This window comes from Herbaspirillum sp. RV1423 (assembly GCF_000577615.1).
Classification (GTDB): domain Bacteria; phylum Pseudomonadota; class Gammaproteobacteria; order Burkholderiales; family Burkholderiaceae_D; genus Herbaspirillum.
The window spans coordinates 292,506-309,416 of record NZ_CBXX010000005.1 but is presented as its reverse complement, the minus strand read 5'-3'; the positions used below and the strand labels follow the sequence as shown (position 1 = coordinate 309,416).

General features: G+C 61.0%; 16 protein-coding genes. 7 read left to right on the top strand and 9 right to left on the bottom strand.

Annotated features, from left to right (window positions below; genetic code table 11):
• Positions 1–653 precede the first annotated feature (653 nt).
• On the bottom strand, positions 654–2,183 hold the full coding sequence (locus RV1423_RS07960; RefSeq protein ID WP_034295124.1) for a PLP-dependent aminotransferase family protein: 1,530 nt from the start codon (positions 2,181–2,183) through the stop codon (positions 654–656).
• A 105-nt stretch (positions 2,184–2,288) separates the two neighbouring features.
• Between RV1423_RS07960 and gabT the strand changes: the two genes are divergently transcribed.
• The 6 genes from gabT to gabD all read left to right on the top strand — a co-directional run bounded on the left by gabT (position 2,289) and on the right by gabD (position 10,426).
• Entirely contained in the window at positions 2,289–3,623 is a 1,335-nt protein-coding gene (gene gabT, locus RV1423_RS07955) for a 4-aminobutyrate--2-oxoglutarate transaminase (RefSeq protein WP_081768742.1), read from the top strand.
• 56 nt (positions 3,624–3,679) lie between these two features.
• A complete protein-coding gene (locus RV1423_RS07950; protein WP_051516557.1) occupies positions 3,680–4,810 on the top strand; it encodes an ABC transporter ATP-binding protein in 1,131 nt (376 codons plus the stop codon).
• A gap of 426 nt (positions 4,811–5,236) precedes the next feature.
• On the top strand, positions 5,237–6,283 hold the full coding sequence (locus RV1423_RS07945) for an ABC transporter substrate-binding protein (RefSeq protein ID WP_034295121.1): 1,047 nt from the start codon (positions 5,237–5,239) through the stop codon (positions 6,281–6,283).
• Positions 6,284–6,434: 151 nt separating this feature from the next.
• Positions 6,435–7,763 (top strand): ABC transporter permease, encoded by a 1,329-nt coding sequence (locus RV1423_RS07940; protein WP_081768741.1) that lies wholly within the window; start codon positions 6,435–6,437, stop codon positions 7,761–7,763.
• 77 nt (positions 7,764–7,840) lie between these two features.
• Complete coding sequence (locus RV1423_RS07935) at positions 7,841–8,689, top strand: ABC transporter permease (RefSeq protein WP_034295117.1); 849 nt, start codon at positions 7,841–7,843, stop codon at positions 8,687–8,689.
• A gap of 273 nt (positions 8,690–8,962) precedes the next feature.
• Complete coding sequence (gene gabD / locus RV1423_RS07930) at positions 8,963–10,426, top strand: NADP-dependent succinate-semialdehyde dehydrogenase (protein WP_034295115.1); 1,464 nt, start codon at positions 8,963–8,965, stop codon at positions 10,424–10,426.
• A gap of 59 nt (positions 10,427–10,485) precedes the next feature.
• Here the strand turns inward: gabD and RV1423_RS07925 are convergent, their stop codons facing one another.
• Both RV1423_RS07925 and RV1423_RS30355 read right to left on the bottom strand, forming a co-directional pair.
• Positions 10,486–11,577 carry a hypothetical protein gene (locus tag RV1423_RS07925; RefSeq protein ID WP_231502103.1) on the bottom strand — a complete coding sequence of 364 codons (1,092 nt, stop codon included), beginning with the start codon at positions 11,575–11,577 and terminating at the stop codon, positions 10,486–10,488.
• Between the two features lie 71 nt (positions 11,578–11,648).
• On the bottom strand, positions 11,649–11,852 hold the full coding sequence (locus RV1423_RS30355) for a hypothetical protein (protein ID WP_197034903.1): 204 nt from the start codon (positions 11,850–11,852) through the stop codon (positions 11,649–11,651).
• Positions 11,853–12,257: 405 nt separating this feature from the next.
• Between RV1423_RS30355 and fnr the strand changes: the two genes are divergently transcribed.
• Positions 12,258–12,944, top strand: a complete 687-nt coding sequence (fnr, locus tag RV1423_RS07920) for a fumarate/nitrate reduction transcriptional regulator Fnr (RefSeq protein WP_306409265.1) — start codon at positions 12,258–12,260, stop codon at positions 12,942–12,944.
• Here fnr and RV1423_RS07915 read toward each other — a convergent pair.
• The 6 genes from RV1423_RS07915 to ccoO are packed head-to-tail and all read right to left on the bottom strand — an operon-like array spanning position 12,901 to position 16,901.
• Entirely contained in the window at positions 12,901–13,170 is a 270-nt protein-coding gene (locus RV1423_RS07915; protein WP_051516556.1) for a hypothetical protein, read from the bottom strand. The genes fnr and RV1423_RS07915 overlap by 44 nt on opposite strands.
• A gap of 36 nt (positions 13,171–13,206) precedes the next feature.
• Entirely contained in the window at positions 13,207–13,716 is a 510-nt protein-coding gene (locus RV1423_RS07910; RefSeq protein WP_034295111.1) for a FixH family protein, read from the bottom strand.
• 17 nt (positions 13,717–13,733) lie between these two features.
• Positions 13,734–15,134 carry a cytochrome c oxidase accessory protein CcoG gene (gene ccoG / locus RV1423_RS07905; protein ID WP_034295109.1) on the bottom strand — a complete coding sequence of 467 codons (1,401 nt, stop codon included), beginning with the start codon at positions 15,132–15,134 and terminating at the stop codon, positions 13,734–13,736.
• A 14-nt stretch (positions 15,135–15,148) separates the two neighbouring features.
• Positions 15,149–16,087, bottom strand: coding sequence for a cytochrome-c oxidase, cbb3-type subunit III (gene ccoP, locus RV1423_RS07900; protein WP_034295107.1), 939 nt, complete (start codon positions 16,085–16,087; stop codon positions 15,149–15,151).
• Entirely contained in the window at positions 16,080–16,277 is a 198-nt protein-coding gene (locus tag RV1423_RS07895; protein WP_034295105.1) for a CcoQ/FixQ family Cbb3-type cytochrome c oxidase assembly chaperone, read from the bottom strand. The genes ccoP and RV1423_RS07895 overlap by 8 nt, the downstream gene beginning before the upstream one ends.
• Before the next feature lie 9 nt (positions 16,278–16,286).
• Positions 16,287–16,901, bottom strand: a complete 615-nt coding sequence (ccoO, locus tag RV1423_RS07890; RefSeq protein ID WP_034295104.1) for a cytochrome-c oxidase, cbb3-type subunit II — start codon at positions 16,899–16,901, stop codon at positions 16,287–16,289.
• Positions 16,902–16,911: the final 10 nt, after the last annotated feature.

Sequence of the window (16,911 nt, the reverse complement as noted above, 5' to 3'; positions counted from 1 at the left end):
CTTTGGCGAGGTATAGCCTCTTGCTCCGGCAATTGCGATGCGGAGAATAGCCGCACGACTGGCGACGGTCATCTCACTTGTTTCACCAGTTTAGAAATTCCTTTCATTTTTTCCAGAAGTTTTTTGTGAATTTTTCGTTACAGATTACACCTGCAATAAAGCGTGTTTTCGAATGATTTTCGCGAGATTGTCGAACAGAAGTTTAATCATTTCATTTCGCACGCTCGCACATCTCAGTAACAGGCCGCACCACACTGTTTTGTGTGTCATGTAATGGGCAAAGAGGAGTCCTACGATATCATTCCTTCAAGCATCTGCTTAAATTAGTTTATCGCCGCATTCCGAGCTCCGGTCCGGTTATCCCATTCAGCACGCTTGCACATCCCAGTAGCAGGCAGAGCCGCGCCGTTTTGTACATCATGCAATATAGGCCGAGAGAAGTGTCCGATGACATCATTCTTTAAAGCATATGCTTAAATTTGCTTATCACCGCATTTCGAATGACTTGCGCGAACTTCTCGAACGTTAGCCCGATCATTCCATTCTGCACACTCGTACATCCCAGTAACAAGCCACGCCGCACTGTTTTTTGTCCGTCATGAAATACGCCGAGGGGAGAGCCCGATGACATCGTTCTTTAAGCATCTGCTTAATTAGTCTATCGCCGCATTTCGAATGATTTGCGCAAGCTTGTCGAACGCTGGTCGGATCATCTCATTCGGCACGCTTGCATATCCCAGCAACAGTCCGCACCGCGCTGTTTTGGGTGTCATGTAGTAGGTCGAGAGGGGACGCACGATGACTCCATCCTTCCAAGCATCTGCGCAAATCAGTTTGTCGTCGCATTGCGGCGGGAGCGATATGGTCAGATGGAGGCCGGCTTCGCCGCCGGTGATGTGCATGTCGTCGCCGAAGTTGCGCTGGATGGCTTGCTGCAGGAGTTGCAATCGCTCTGCATAGAGGACGCGCATCTTGCGGATGTGCGATGAGAAATGTCCTTCGGCCATGAAGTCGGCGAGCGTGGCTTGCAGGAATACCTGGCCGCCGCGATAGAGTTCGGCGAGTCCGGTGGCGAAGGCGCCTGCGAGGGCTTCGGGCACGACCAGAAAGCCGATGCGCAATCCGGGAAACATGATCTTGCTGAAGGTGCCCATGTAGAGCACGCGGTTGTGCGTGTCCATGCCTTGCAACGAGGCGAGCGGACGGCCGCCGTAGCGGAACTCGCTGTCGTAGTCGTCTTCGATGATCCAGACTTTATGGGCGGCGGCATATTCGAGCAGCATGCGGCGGCGCGAGAGGCTCATGACCATGCCGAGCGGATATTGGTGCGAGGGCGTGGTGCAGATGAAGCGCGGCGGACGACGCAGGTTGGCGAGGCGCATGCGCATGCCTTCCTGGTCGACGGGGATCGGCACCGCCTGGATGCCGAGCGAATTGAGTACGCTGCGCGTGCCCCAGTAGCATGGGTCTTCAACCCAGGCGGAGTCGCCGTGTTCGCCGAGCAGTTTGACGACGGTGTCGAGCGATTGATGGATGCCGCTGGTGATCATGACCTGGCTGGCGTTGCAGTTGACCGAGCGCGAGATGCGCAGGTATTCGGCGATGGCTTCGCGCAACGGACCGTAGCCGGCGCCGGGGCCGTAGGTGAGCATTTCCGCCTGCGCGCGGCGCCAGTGTTTGTTTTGCAGGCGGCTCCAGACTTTGTGCGGGAACTGCGTGACGTCGGGAATGCCGGGCATGAAAGCGCCCCACTGCTTGTCGCTGACGCCGGCCTGGCGCGTGAGCATGGCGCCGCGCGCGGAGAGTTCGGATTTGCCGGAGGGATCGGTGAGCGGGATGTGGCGTTCGGCGGTTTCGGGAATCTGGTCCGGGGCGGTGTCGGCGACGAAGGTGCCGGCGCCGGCGCGGCTTTCCAGATAGCCTTCGGCCAGCAATTGTTCGTAGGCGTAGGTGACCGTGTTGCGCGACATGCCGAGTTCGCCGGCAAGATCGCGGGTCGACGGCAGTTGCAGGCCGGCCGGCAAGGTCTGGGCCAGGATGGCTTCGCGGATCAGTTGATAAATCTGGCGATTGGCAGGCACACGCGGTACGCGCGCCCCGCGTGGAATGCGAGTACTTTCTTGAGCGGAGGGGTCGCGATTGACGCGTAGCAGCAAATAATCAGATAACGAGGCGATGCGCAAAGTGGCTCCATTAAATATCTAGAATTGGCTCTATCTTACAGGTCCAGTACGGATTTAGTATTGCTTCAACCCAGATTTTTTCAGAACCGGATACCGGAGCAAGCAATGACATCCACTGCAGTCAAGAGCATCGTCCCCATCTCGACCGTCGCGCCAGCGAAAGTCTTCTCCAATGCGGAATTGCTGGCACGCAAGAATGCCGCCACGCCACGCGGCGTCGGCGTGATGTGCGATTTTTATGCCGATCGCGCCTTGAATGCGGAGCTGTGGGACGTCGAGGGACGCCGTTACATCGACTTCGCCGCCGGCATCGCGGTATTGAACACCGGCCATCGCCATCCCAAGCTGATGGAAGCCATTCGCGCCCAGATGGAGCGCTTCACGCATACGGCGTATCAGATCGTCCCTTATGCGAGCTATGTGGAACTGGCCGAACGCATCAATGCCGTCACGCCGGGCAAGCATGCCAAGAAGACCGCGCTGTTCAGCACAGGCGCCGAGGCGGTGGAAAACGCCATCAAGATTGCGCGCGCCGCGACCGGCCGCTCCGCCATCATCTCCTTCTCCGGCGGCTTCCACGGCCGCACGATGATGGGCATGGCGCTGACCGGCAAGGTGGCGCCTTATAAACTGGGATTCGGTCCCTTCCCCGGCGAGGTGTATCACGCGCCCTTCCCGATGGCGCTGCATGGCGTCGGCAGCGAAGCCGCGCTGGCGGCGATCAACGGCTTGTTCAAGAGCGACGTCGATCCGAAGCGCGTGGCGGCCGTCATCCTGGAGCCGGTGCAAGGCGAAGGCGGTTTCTACGCGGCGCCGCCGGAGTTCATGCGCGGTTTGCGCGCGCTGTGCGACGAACATGGCATCTTGCTGATCGCCGATGAGGTGCAGACCGGTTTTGCCCGCACCGGTAAATTATTTGCGATGGAGCATTACGACGTCCTGCCCGACCTGATGACGATGGCCAAGAGCCTTGCGGGCGGCATGCCGCTGGCGGCGGTGTGCGGCCGCGCCGAGCTGATGGATGCGCCGGCGCCGGGCGGCCTGGGCGGCACCTATGCGGGCAATCCGCTGGCCGTTGCTTCGGCATTGGCCGTGATGGATGTGATCGCGGAAGAAAATCTGGTGGTGCGCGGTGCGCGCCTGGGCGAGGTGCTGAAGGACCGTCTCACCGGACTGGGAGCGAGCGTGCCTGCCATCGGCGAGGTGCGCGGCCTCGGCGCGATGGTCGCGGTGGAATTCGTCCAGCCCGGCACCGACAAGCCGGATGCGGAATTCACCAAACGCGTGCAGGCCAATGCGCTCAAGGACGGCTTGCTGCTGCTCACCTGCGGCAGCTACGGTAATGTGATTCGCTTCTTGTTTCCATTGACGATTCCGGATACCGTCATGGACGAAGCGCTGGCCATCCTGGAAAAGGCTGTGCGCGAAGCCAACGCCTGATCCGGTTTTCATCAAAGCGTCCGATCGGGACAACAAGACAGGGAGAAAGAGCGAGCATGAAGATAAATGCAGCCATGGAGACACTGCCGTTGCAGGAACAGACGGCGGATACGCTGGTGCAGTTCTGCGGCGTGAAGAAGACTTACGACGGTGAAAACCTGATCGTCAAGCATCTCGACCTGGAGATCCGCCGCGGCGAGTTCCTGACCTTGCTGGGACCGTCCGGTTCCGGCAAGACCACTTGCCTGATGATGCTGGCCGGCTTCGAGTTCCCTACCAGCGGCGAGATCCGCCTGGACGGGCAACTGCTCAATCGCGTGCCGCCGCACAAGCGCAACATCGGCATGGTGTTCCAGAACTATGCCTTGTTCCCGCACATGACGATTGCGCAGAACGTCGCCTACCCGCTCTCCGTGCGCAAGATGGACAGCGCCACGCGCGCGGCCAAGGTCAGGCAGGCGCTGGACATGGTGCAGATGGGCAAGTTCGGCGATCGCTATCCGACGCAATTGTCGGGCGGCCAGCAGCAGCGCGTGGCCCTGGCGCGCACGCTGGTGTTCGATCCGCAACTGGTGCTGATGGACGAGCCGCTCGGCGCGCTCGACAAGCAGTTGCGCGAACACATGCAACTGGAGCTGAAGGCCTTGCACAAGCGTCTGGGCGTGACCTTCGTCTACGTCACGCACGACCAGAGCGAAGCGTTGACCATGTCGGACCGCGTGGCGGTGTTCGACCAGGGCGTGATCCAGCAACTGGCGCCGGTGGAAGATCTCTACGAATTCCCCGAGAACCTGTTCGTCGCCGGCTTCATCGGCGACAACAATCGTTTCAGGGCGAGCGTGGAGGCGGTCGAGGGCGACCGTTGCACCATCCGCCTGCCCGACGGCGCCAGCCTCGTCGGCGTCAATGTGCATCGCGCCTCGGCGGGCCAACAGGTCGTCGCCTGCGTGCGGCCCGAGCGCATCCGCCTGCAAGACTTGTCTGCCCCGGACGGCGGCAACGCGGTCAAGGCCCGCGTCTCGGGCCTGATCTACTTCGGCGATCATGTGCGCGTGCGCTGCATCGTGAGCGGACAGGACGATTGCTTCGTCAAGTTGTCGCTGAGCGATCCGGCGCTGGCCGATCTCGCGGAAGGACGTGAGGTGAACCTGTCCATTGCACCGGAACGGCTGCGGATTTTTGCCTGAGCTCACCTGCACCAATCCAGGAGTCATCGTATGCAGTTCGGTGAAAAACTTATGCCGTCGTCCCGGCGAACGCCGGGACCCAGTGGCGTGAAGACGGTCGATACGACGCTGGGTCCTGACTTTCGTCAGGACGACAGGCGGTTAAGCAAGTCTGTTCATTGCAATGGAACGGCTGCGGATTTTTATCTGAGCTCACCTGCACCAACAATCCAGGAGTCATCGTATGCAGTTCGGTGAAAAACTTATGCCGTCGTCCCGGCGAACGCCGGGACCCAGTGGCGTGAAGACGGTCGATACGACGCTGGGTCCTGACTTTCGTCAGGACGACAGGCGTTTGACACTTGGGATGAATAGATGAGCCTTCGACCAAGTTTTCTTTTTTCATTTTTGCTTTCGTCACCAAGAACCACAACCAAAGAGGAACACATGAAACGTCACACTCTCGCCCTGCTCTCTCCGCTCGCTTTAGGTCTGCTGTTCTCGGCCGGCATCAGCCAGGCGGCGGAACTGACCGTGGTCAATTTCGGCGGCGCCAATGCCAACGCGCAAAAGGTCGCCTATGTGGAACCGTTCCAGAAAAGCACCGGCACCAAGGTCGTCACCGCCGAGTTCAACGGCGAGCTGGCCAAGGTCAAGGCCATGGTCGAAGCCAAAAAGGTTACCTGGGATGTGGTGGAAATCGACGGCGGCGATCTGGCGCGCGCCTGTGAAGACGGCCTGATCGAAAAGCTCGATCTGCTCAAGACGATCAAGAAGGACGACTACATCCCGGAATCGCTCAACAGTGAATGCGGCATGGGCGCCTTCGTCTGGTCGACGGTGCTGGCTTATAACGGCGACAAGCTCAAGACCGCGCCGCAGGGCTGGGCCGACTTCTGGGACACCAAGAAATTCCCCGGCAAGCGGGCCATGAAGAAAGGCGCCCAGTACACCCTGGAATTCGCGCTGATGGCTGACGGCGTGCCGACCAAGGATGTCTACAAGGTGCTCAGCGCCAAGGGCGGCGTCGATCGCGCCTTCAAGAAGCTCGATCAGCTCAAGCCGAATATCCAGTGGTGGGAAGCAGGCGCCTTGCCGGCGCAGTTCCTGGTGTCCGGCGACGTCGTGATGTCGACGGCCTTCAACGGCCGCATCGACGCCGCGCAACGCGAAGGCAAGAACCTCAAGGTAGTCTGGGCCGGCAGCGTCTATACGCTGGATTACTGGGTGATTCCAAAGGGTTCGCCGAACAAGGCGCTGGGTGAGAAGTTCATCACGTTTGCGACCAATGCCGAGAACCAGAAGGTCTACGCCAACAACATCGCTTACGGCCCGGTCAACAAGAACACGTTGAAGCTGCTGGATGCCAAGACCCTGGCGAACCTGCCGACTTCCACCGCCAACGCCAAGGATGCGATCCAGTTGAGCCAGCAATTCTGGACCGATCACGGTGAGGAACTGGAGCAACGCTTCGCCGCCTGGGTTGCGAAGTAAAGCGCGACAGGAATCCATCTAGCAAGGACGTCACGGGCGGCAGTTGCAACTCAGCTTGCTCCTGCTGCCGATGCGTCCGGTTACCCGATCGTCCGATGCCGTCGTCGTTCGATCATCCGTTGTCAGGCAGCATGCAGAATCCAGAATCACGATGAATACTCTAGCCACCAGCCCGAGCGCAGTGATGCCGATCGCCACAGAGACAGAAAACGCGGGACACGTCGAGCCGACGCCGCAGCAACTCAGGCGCGACCTGCGCGCCGCCGAGACGCGCAAACGCCTTGGCGCGCTGGCGTTGATCGCGCCGCTGGCGATTTTCCTGCTGATGACCTTCATCGCGCCCATCGCCGTACTGCTGATGCGCGCGGTGGAGAATCCCGAAATCGCCTCCGCCCTGCCCCATACCGTCGCCGCGCTGGCCAAATGGGACCGCAAGAGCGCGCCGCCGGATCAGGCCTATGCCGCGCTGGCGGGCGACCTGCTCAAGGCTCGGCAGGACAGCACCGCCGGCCCGCTGGCGCGCCGCATTAACAGCGAACTGTCGGGCGCCCGTTCGCTGATCATGGGCACCGCGCGCGCCTTGCCTTTCCATGACGCGGACGGCAAGGAGCTGCAAGCTGCGCAACCGTCACAAGCCGCGCAGATCAGGGAAGCGATGATCGCGCTCAATCCGCAATGGGCCGAGCTCGACAGTTGGCAGGTCATCGCCCGCAACGGTTCGATCTATTCGCCCTATTACCTGCTGGCGTCGCTGGACCTGAAACAGAACGTCGCCGGCGATATCGTCCAGGCCGATCCGGACGCTTCCATCTATCGCTCCATTTTCGGCCGTACCTTGTGGATGAGCGCGGTGGTGACGTTCTTCACGCTGCTGCTGGCCTATCCGCTGGCGTACTGGCTGTCGACCATGTCGGAACGACGCGCCAATCTGCTGATGATCCTGGTGCTGATCCCGTTCTGGACGTCGATCCTGGTGCGGGTGGCGGCCTGGATCGTGCTGCTGCAATCGGAAGGCCTGGTCAATACCGCGCTGATGCTGGTCGGCCTGACGCAATCGCCGCTGGAGCTGGTGTTCAACCGCATCGGCGTGTACATCTCGATGACGCATATCCTGTTGCCGTTCATGATCCTGCCGCTCTACAGCGTCATGAAGTCGGTGCCGCCGACCTACCTGAAAGCCGCCATCTCGCTGGGCAGCCATCCGTTCGCGGCGTTCTGGCGCGTGTATGTGCCGCAGACCTATCCGGGCATCGGCGCGGGCGTGTTGCTGGTGTTCATCATGGCGGGCGGCTACTACATCACGCCGGCCCTGCTGGGCGGTCCGAACGAGCAGATGGTGAGTTACTTCATCGCCTATTTCATCAACACCACGATCAACTGGGGCATGGCGTGCGCGCTGGGCGGACTGCTGCTGACGGGAACGCTGATCCTGTACGCGGTCTATCGCCGTTTCGCCAGGATCGATGTCGGCATTGCATAGGCGCGGCCGCAGGAACCTGCTCTCATCATGCAACTTGAATCGCCTGGAACTCATCACACCGGATATCGGATAACGCCATGATCAACCTATCGTCCCTGCCGTCCTTTCCGCCCTACATGTCGCTGCCGGAGCGCGTGTGGTTCTTCGTCTCGCGCAGCCTGAACGTATTGATCCTGGTGTTCCTGATCCTGCCTATCCTGGTGATGATCCCGCTGTCGTTCAGCGACAGCAGCTTCCTCATGTATCCGATCAAGGGCTTTTCGCTGCGCTGGTACCAGAACCTGTTCGAATCGGACGATTGGATGCGCGCCGCGCGCAACAGCTTCATCGTCGCGCCTGCCGCCACCGTGATCGCCACGGTGCTCGGCACGCTGGCCGCCGTCGGCCTCAACAAGGCCGACTTCCGCGGCAAGGGCGTGCTGATGGCGATCCTGATCTCGCCGATGATCGTGCCGGTGGTGGTGGTCGGCGTCGGCGTGTACCTGTTTTTTGCGCAGATCGGCTTGTCGGACACTTATCTCGGACTGATCCTGGCGCATGCCGCATTGGGCGCGCCGTTTGTGGTGACGACGGTGCTGGCGACGCTGCAAGGCTTCAACCACAATCTGGTGCGCGCCAGCCTGAGCCTCGGCGCCGGTCCGCTGCGCACCTTCTTCCGCATTACCTTGCCGGTGATCGCGCCGGGCCTGATTTCGGGCGCGCTGTTCGCCTTTACCACGTCATTCGACGAGGTCGTGCTGACGCTGTTCGTCGCCGGCCCCAATCAGGCCACCTTGCCGCGCCAGATGTTCGCCGGCATCAAGGACAACATCAGCCCCACCATCGCCGCGCTGGCGACCATCCTGATCATTTTCTCCACCTGCCTGCTGCTGGTGCTGGAATGGTTGCGTGGCCGCAATAAGAACCCGCTTCGCCATAAAACATGAGTGCGAGCGTGTCCTGTTTGGGATGGAGTGCAAGGCGCGAATATGGGGCAAGACTGGCCGTCTTGTCCCATATTCGTAACGCAGCAATCCGCCCAAACAGGCCGCTCCCTTCGGGTTCTCCTCAGAAAGGGCGCTGGCTGCGTTGCGCTCCTTGCGCGTGGCCCGCCACGCGACGCGTCGCACGCCTTGCCAGCGCCCTTTCTGAGGAGAACGCATCTCATTTTTTATGGCGAAGCGGGTTCTAGCCGCAGCCAAATTTTAAGGAAAAACTTCATGCTGTTATCCGAACACCTCAAAGACCCTACCCTGTTTCGCCAGCAAGCCTATATCGACGGCATCTGGTGCGACGCCGACAACGGCGGCACGCATGACGTGACCAACCCGGCCACCGGCGAAAAGATCGGCGCCATTCCCGACATGGGCGCCGCCGAAACCCGGCGCGCCATCGAAGCCGCGCAAACCGCCTGGACCGGCTGGCGCAAGAAGACGGCCAAGGAACGCAGCATCGTCCTGCGCAAATGGAACGACCTCATGCTGGCCAACGCCGACGACCTGGCGCTGATCATGACCGCCGAGCAAGGCAAGCCGCTGGCTGAAGCCAAGGGCGAGATCGCTTATGCCGCGTCCTTCATCGAATGGTTCGGCGAAGAAGCCAAGCGCACCTACGGCGATACGATTCCCTCGCCGTCGCCGACCAGCCGCATCGTCGTCACCAAGGAACCGATCGGCGTTTGCGCGGCGATCACGCCGTGGAATTTCCCCGCCGCGATGATCACGCGCAAGGCCGGGCCGGCGCTTGCCGCGGGATGCCCGATGGTGTTGAAACCGGCCGAGGCGACGCCGTTCTCGGCGCTCGCCCTGGCGGTGCTGGCCGAGCGCGCGGGCGTGCCTGCCGGCGTGTTCAGCGTCGTCACCGGTTCGGCCAAGCTTATCGGCGGCGAAATGACCAGCAATCCTATCGTGCGCAAGCTGAGCTTCACCGGCTCCACCGCGGTCGGCAAATTGCTGATGGAACAATGCGCCGCCAGCATCAAGAAGCTGTCGCTGGAACTGGGCGGCAATGCGCCCTTCATCGTGTTCGACGACGCCGATCTGGATGCCGCGGTCGAAGGCGCCATCGCCTCCAAATTCCGCAATGCCGGCCAGACCTGCGTCTGCGCCAATCGCCTCTACGTGCAGGATGGCGTGTACGATGCATTCGCCGAAAAACTGGTGACGGCCGTCGGCAAGCTGAAGGTCGGCAACGGTGTGGAAAACGGCGTGACGCAAGGTCCGCTGATCGATGAAAAGGCGGTCAGGAAAGTCGAGCAGCATATCGCCGACGCCCGCGCCAAGGGCGGCCGCGTGCTCACCGGCGGCAAGCGCCATGCGCTCGGCCACAGCTTCTTCGAACCGACCGTGATCGCCGACGTGACGCCGCAGATGATGGTCGCCAGGGAAGAAACCTTCGGCCCGATGGCGCCGCTGTTCCGCTTCAAGACCGATGAGGAAGTGCTGGCCCTGGCCAACGATACCGAGTTCGGACTGGCGAGCTATTTCTACTCGCGCGACATCGGCCGCATCTGGCGCATCGCCGAGGGCCTGGAAAGCGGCATGGTGGGCATCAACACCGGATTGATTTCCAACGAAGTCGCGCCTTTCGGCGGCGTCAAGCAATCAGGCCTGGGCCGCGAAGGATCGCATTACGGCATCGACGATTACCTGGTGATCAAATACCTGTGCATGGGCGGCATCTGAGGCTGTGAACAGGTCGCGGCCGCGCCGGAACCGCGCAGCCGCATGGACGGCACTGCCGCCTACGTCAACCCCTCGCTGCGCAATTGCGCCGGATCGGCTTGCAGGTAAACCAGGTTGTTGATGGTCGATAGCGCCTGCTGCAGCGTGTTCATGTCGTCCGGCGCATGGGACGTTTCCTTTTTCTGCAACGGCTTCAGCAGGTCGAGAAAATCCCGCGACAGCGTGGCCTGCGACGGCGTGGTCGTGTCCTCTTCCAGATTTCCCATCACATATTTCCGGACGCGCGTGGACTGGCTGGCGGTCTGCTTCAGTGATGCACTGACGAGCGCGCCCTTGTCGTAGGCGATGGAGGCGTGGCTGCTGGCGTCGTCCTTGATCTGGCGATAATAGTAATTCTGCGACTGCCGGTCGGTGCTCAGCTTCAGCGGCACGTCCGCAAGCAGCGACTCATGATAGCTGGCGCTCAGGTGCGATTGCTGGTCTTGCGTGATGCTGCGATTCAACTGGCCGCTGCCTTTGACGCTGCTGTTTTGCGAGGTCTGGTAGGAGAAGGTGTCGGATTCGTCACGGCGCATGGGATTGGACCAGTCGGCGTTTTGCGTGACCGATGCCGAGAAGTCCGCCAGACCGGTCAGCATGCTTTGATCGGTCTTGTTCAGCCAGATCGCCGAGGGATTCTGCGCGCGCTGTTGCTGCTGTTGCTGCTGCGTGCCGATGTTGCTGTTCATTTCCCGGAAGGCGTCCTTGAACATCCCCATGAGCGAGGCGCCGCCGTGGCCGCGGTTTTGCGCGGCGTCGAACTGTTTCAGATAGCGGTCGATCGCCTGCTTCTGTTGCGCGGCGCTGCCGAGGATGGCTGAATTGCTCGTATCCACGCTGACTTTCATTGCGCCGGACGGGCCGTTGGCACTGACCGTCCGCTGTTTGCTGTCGGCATGAAAATCGATCGTCTGTTTATCCGAACCGCCGGCCGGTACGCTTGCATGCAAATCCACCGACGACAGCAACGCCGGATCGAACTGCGTCAGTCCGCCCAGATTCAGGCGCGGCGGCACCGCCGCCAGGCCGTCGATGGCGTCCTGGAATCCACCCGCCAGTTTTTGCAGCGCATCGCGCTCGGCGTCGGTCAGTTTGCCTTTGCTGACTTGCACCTGCACGGCCAGGCCGTTGTCCTGACTGCCGAGAGTCAGGTCGACCTGGGCGCCGTTCGCGGTCTGGATGCTCAGCGTGACACGGCGCCCGATGCAGAATAGGTCTGCATATTGGTGGCATCGGCAACCGCGCCGCTCCGGCCGAGCGTAACGAAGGTGGATGCGGAGGAAGACGCGCCGCTTTGCACCGAGGCGCCGCCCGCAGGCAAAACGGAGCGTGCCGCCGACGATGGTGCGGTCAAAGCGGAGGCGGCCGCTACCGATAAACTTGTCATGTAAAAGTCCGAAATGCGTGCAGTGGGCAGCATCAAGCTGCATGCGGGTGTCCGCTATCTGCTTTACGGCTGCGTTTCGGAGAACTTTACATGTTCCCGACGAGGCGTCGGTTACGCATGGAAATGAACTGTTTGTTTCCAAAAAGAAAACCTCAATTCCGTATTTGATGATTGCCGCAAGCCGCTCGTGCTCCCAATTTACAACTCTTCCCTTGATCCAGATCAAAGAGACGCCAGAAACCCAAGCATCATGCGCCTGCCGTGGGTATGCCTGCGCTATATTGACTAGAATAACCATCAAGGTGGACACTCGCATGTCCGCCATCCACAGCCATGAGCGAACTTCATTTGATACAACGACCGCCTTCCTTCCATGCGATGAAGACAAGCTGTGTCAATTGCAGCATGCACCAGCTTTGTTTGCCGATGGGACTGGACGACTCCGACATGAATCGTCTCGACCAGATCATCGGCCGTCGCCGCCGCGTCGCGCGCGGCGACAGCCTGTATCGGATGGATGATCCGTTCAAGAACCTGTACGCGATCCGGCTCGGCCATTTCAAGACTTTTCAGCTCAATCCGGGCGGCGAGCAGCAGATCACCGGGTTCCAGATGGCCGGCGAGTTGATGGGCATGGATGCGATCAGCACCGACAAGCATCACTGCGATGTCGCCGCGCTGGAGGACAGCGAGGTGTGCGAGATTCCGTTTCACCGCCTGGAAGAATTGTTCGGCGTGATCCCGACGCTGCTGCGCCATTTCCATCGCATCATGAGCCAGGAAATCACGCGCGAGCAAAACGCCATGCTACTGCTCGGCAACATGCGCGCCGAACAGCGCTTCGCGGCTTTCCTGGTCAACCTGTCGTCGCGCTATGCGGCGCGCGGTTATTCTTCCACCTGCTTCCAGTTGCGCATGTCGCGCGAAGATATCGGCAATTATCTCGGCCTGACGATAGAAAGCATCAGCCGCCTCGTCTCGCGCTTCAGAAAGCTCGGCTGGCTGGGCGTCGACAAACGCGAAATCCAGTTGCTCGATCCGGTCCGGCTCAGGGCGTTGGCGGCCGGGACCGAGAGCTGTCCGTTGGCCTAGCCAAAGTCTCTTGCCGTCCGGGCAGGTTCAGCAGGAAAGCCACCCCCGCCGAAATCGCGCAAAACAGCCACAGAAAAAAGAACCCCGCGGTATAGGCCGCCAGCCGGTCGCGCTGGTTGACCAGATTCAGCAATTCATCCGGGTCGAACCAGGCAAAGAGACAGCCTTCGGCTGCAATCGCCGTCAGAAACGACGCCCACAGGATGTTCGGCACAATGCGTTGCATGGCAGTCTCCTCGTTTTTCGCTTGTCCTTCAATCCGTTACGGCTGATCCGCCGCCAGGTCGATGGTGCGTTGCTGCGGCCAGTGCCAGACGCCGGCCACGCGCCAGTCGCGCTTGTCGTTTTCCAGCAAGACCTGCCAGCGGGACAGTTCCAGCATCGGCAGAGCGACGCTGAAATCGCCGCGGCTGTCGGTGTCGATCGCCAGCCGGATGTCTTTCTCGGGCCGTGTCGGATGGGCCAGATGCAGTTGCAGCTTTCCTTCCAGCGGCACTCCCTTGCTGCGGACGTTGCCTTGCAATTTGCCCGCAACCGGATCGTATCCCAGCCGCATCGACACGCCAAGCCTGGTGGCGACGCGATCGCGGCGCAAGTCCTGGTTGATGGCGTTGCCTTCCTTGTAATAATCGCCGACCACCAGCGCATCTTCGCGCGTCACCGCCAGCCAGGCCGTGAATGTCCCGGCGACGATCACAAGAGCGGGGCCCAGCATCAGCAACCAAGGCCAGCGATGGGTGTACCAGGGGCGGATTGTCGGCGTCGCTTGCATGATTTTCCCTTTCAACATTATCTCGGTACGAAGAAGGCGGCTTTTTCGCGCACCTGCAATTGCGGATCGTCAATGGAGGTCAGCGTGAAGGTGATCTTGTTCGAACCGTGTTCACCCTTGCCATGAGCCACGCGCACCCGCACCGGAACGGCTTGTGTCGTGGCGCCGCCGATTTCCACCTCGGCCGGCGTCGCCAGCGCGATGCTGTCGATGCCGGACACGGTGATCTGGAAACGATGCGGCGTTTCGCCGGTATTCATGATCTGCAGGCGATAGACGTTTTCGATCAGGCCGTCTTCGACTTCTCGCGACATCATGCCGCGATCGCGGATGATGTCGAGCTTGAGCGGCGTGCGCAGCGCCAGCGCGGTGCAGAACGCCGTCACGATCAGCGCCAGCAAGGCGGTATAGATCAAGACGCGCGGACGCAGCACGCGGCGCTGCATTTCCTTGAGTGTCAAACCGCCGGTCATGGCATGCTCGGTCGAATAGCGGATCAGGCCCAGCGGCGCTTCGATTTTTTCCATGACGCCGTTGCAGGCGTCGATGCAGGCGGCGCAACCTATGCATTCGTATTGCAGGCCCTCGCGGATGTCGATGCCGGTCGGACACACCTGCACGCACATCGAGCAATCGATGCAGTCGCCGGTGCTCTGAGCGCCCTTTTCTTCGCCTTTCACTTTTGCGCCGCGCGGTTCGCCGCGCTGGCGGTCATAGGTGATGATCAGCGTGTCCTTGTCGATCATCGCGCTCTGGAAGCGCGCATACGGACACATGTATTTGCACACCTGCTCGCGCATCCAGCCGGCATTGCCGTAGGTGGCGAAGCTGTAGAAGACGATCCAGAAGGCTTCCCACGGTCCCAGCGTCATGGCGACGGCGGAGGCCATCAGATCATGAATCGGCGTGAAATAACCGACGAAGGTCAGCCCGGTCCACAAGGCCAGTACGCCCCAGACGGCATGCTTGGCGCCCTTCTTGAGCAGCTTTTGCACGCCCCACGGCTGGCGGTCCAGGCGCATGCGCGCGCTGCGCGTGCCTTCGATGCGGCGTTCTATCCAGAGGAATATCTCCGTATAGACGGTCTGCGGACAGGAAAAGCCGCACCATACGCGCCCCGCCACCGCCGTGAACAGGAACAGCGCATAGGCGCAGATGATCAGCAGCGTCGCCAGATAAATGAAGTCCTGCGGCCACAGCACGATGCCGAAGATATAGAACTTGCGTGCGCCGAGATCGAACAGCACCGCCTGGCGGCCGTTCCAGCTCAGCCACGGCACACCGTAGAACACCAGTTGGGTCAGCCAGAGGCAGACCCAACGCAGGCTGGCGTAGCGGCCTTTTATCTCGCGCGGATAAATTTCCTCGCGCGCGGCGTACATGTTGACAACGGCGATTTCCGGCGGCGGCTTGTCCATGAAAAACTCAACTCCTACTTCTGGTCTGCGGTGGATGGTGCATTCGACAGGCTCCAGACATAGGCCGCCAACACGTGTACCTTGGCCGGGCCGAGGAAGGTTTCAAATGCCGGCATGGTGTTGTTGCGACCTTTGCGGATGGTTTCCATCACGGTCTCGATGCCGCCGCCGTATAGCCAGATCTTGTCGCTCAGGTTGGGCGCGCCCAGGGCCTGGTTGCCGGTGCCGCCGGCGTTGTGGCAGGCGGCGCAGACCGCAAACTTGGGCTTGCCGAACACTGCCTTGATCGGGTCATGCGTCGAGCCCGACAGGCTCAGCACATAGTTGGCGACGTTCTCGACATCCTTGTCCGAACCCAATGCCGCCGCCATCGATGGCATCTGGCCGTTGCGGCCGTGCAGGATGGTGGTCTGGATGACTTCCGGATCGCCGCCGTACAGCCAGTCCTTGTCGGTCAGGTTGGGAAAGCCCTTGCTGCCGCGCGCATCCGAGCCGTGGCATTGCGCGCAGTAAGTCAGGAACAGCCGTTCGCCGATCATGTGCGCCTGCGGATCGGCGGCGACGGCCTTGATGTCCTGTTGCAGGTATTTGTCGAACAGCGGACCGTATTCGGCGTCGGCTTTCTTCAGTTCGCCCTGATACGCCTCGCTCGACTTCCAACCGAGCTTGCCGGCGTAGGTGCCGAGCCCCGGATAGAGGAACAGGTAAACCAGCGCGAAAATGATGGTCAGGTAGAACAACCACATCCACCAGCGCGGCATGGGCGTGTTGAGTTCGGTCAGGTCGCCGTCCCAGACGTGGCCGGTGGTGCCGACCGACGCAGGATCCTCGCCGGGCTTTTTCTCGACCTTGACCTTCGATTGCGACCACAGCAGCAAGCCGCAGCCAAGGATGCTGATGATGGTCAGGCCAGTGATGTAGATATTCCAGAAACCGCTTGTGAAATCAGACATGGCGGTCCTCCGTCCGGGATGTCTGGTCCGGCGCATCCAGGAATTCGTCGGCGAAGGGAATGCGTTCTGCCTCGGCGAAGTCGTCGTTGCGGCGGGCGCTGAAGGTCCACCACAAGATGCCGAGGAAGGTCGCCAAGCTGACCACGGTCATGATGCTGCTGGCGTGTATCGTGAAATTGTCGATAGCCATGTTTTTCCCCTAGTTTCTTGTCTTGATTTGGGTGCCGAGGCCTTGCAGGTAGGCGATCAGAGCATCTTCCTCGGTCTTGCCGGCCAGTTCTTCCGGCGCCGCCTTGATCTCGTCTTCCGAGTACGGCACGTTCAGGCGCCGCAAGGCGCGCATCTTCGGCACGATGCCTTGTGGATCGAGTTTGGTTTTCGCCAGCCACGGATAGCCCGGCATGTTCGACTCGGGCACCACATCGCGCGGATTGTTCAGGTGGATGCGATGCCATTCGTCGCTATAGCGGGCGCCGACGCGCGCCAAGTCGGGGCCGGTGCGCTTCGAACCCCACTGGAACGGACGGTCGTAGACGTATTCCCCCGCCACCGAGTAGTGGCCGTAGCGCTCGGTTTCGGCGCGGAAGGGCCGGATCATCTGCGAGTGGCAGTTGTAGCAGCCTTCGCGGACGTAGATGTCGCGACCGGCCAGGCGCAACGGCGAATACGGCTTGAGTCCGGCAATCGGCTCGGTGGTCGAGCGCTGGAAGAACAGCGGCACGATTTCCACCAGCCCCCCGACGCTGACCACCAATAGCACCAGCGCGATCAGGAGCCAGGGATTCTTTTCGATCCATTCATGGGAAAATTTCATTCAATGCTCC

Coding starts and splice junctions, on each gene's coding strand:
- ccoP (WP_034295107.1), bottom strand. CDS start 16,087: ATGTCTGATTTCACAAGCGGTTTCTGGAATATCTACATCACTGGCCTG.
- gabD (WP_034295115.1), top strand. CDS start 8,963: ATGCTGTTATCCGAACACCTCAAAGACCCTACCCTGTTTCGCCAGCAA.
- RV1423_RS07945 (WP_034295121.1), top strand. CDS start 5,237: ATGAAACGTCACACTCTCGCCCTGCTCTCTCCGCTCGCTTTAGGTCTG.
- gabT (WP_081768742.1), top strand. CDS start 2,289: ATGACATCCACTGCAGTCAAGAGCATCGTCCCCATCTCGACCGTCGCG.
- ccoG (WP_034295109.1), bottom strand. CDS start 15,134: ATGGACAAGCCGCCGCCGGAAATCGCCGTTGTCAACATGTACGCCGCG.
- RV1423_RS30355 (WP_197034903.1), bottom strand. CDS start 11,852: ATGACAAGTTTATCGGTAGCGGCCGCCTCCGCTTTGACCGCACCATCG.
- RV1423_RS07935 (WP_034295117.1), top strand. CDS start 7,841: ATGATCAACCTATCGTCCCTGCCGTCCTTTCCGCCCTACATGTCGCTG.
- RV1423_RS07915 (WP_051516556.1), bottom strand. CDS start 13,170: ATGCAACGCATTGTGCCGAACATCCTGTGGGCGTCGTTTCTGACGGCG.
- ccoO (WP_034295104.1), bottom strand. CDS start 16,901: ATGAAATTTTCCCATGAATGGATCGAAAAGAATCCCTGGCTCCTGATC.
- RV1423_RS07940 (WP_081768741.1), top strand. CDS start 6,435: ATGAATACTCTAGCCACCAGCCCGAGCGCAGTGATGCCGATCGCCACA.
- fnr (WP_306409265.1), top strand. CDS start 12,258: ATGCACCAGCTTTGTTTGCCGATGGGACTGGACGACTCCGACATGAAT.
- RV1423_RS07895 (WP_034295105.1), bottom strand. CDS start 16,277: ATGGCTATCGACAATTTCACGATACACGCCAGCAGCATCATGACCGTG.
- RV1423_RS07910 (WP_034295111.1), bottom strand. CDS start 13,716: ATGCAAGCGACGCCGACAATCCGCCCCTGGTACACCCATCGCTGGCCT.
- RV1423_RS07950 (WP_051516557.1), top strand. CDS start 3,680: ATGAAGATAAATGCAGCCATGGAGACACTGCCGTTGCAGGAACAGACG.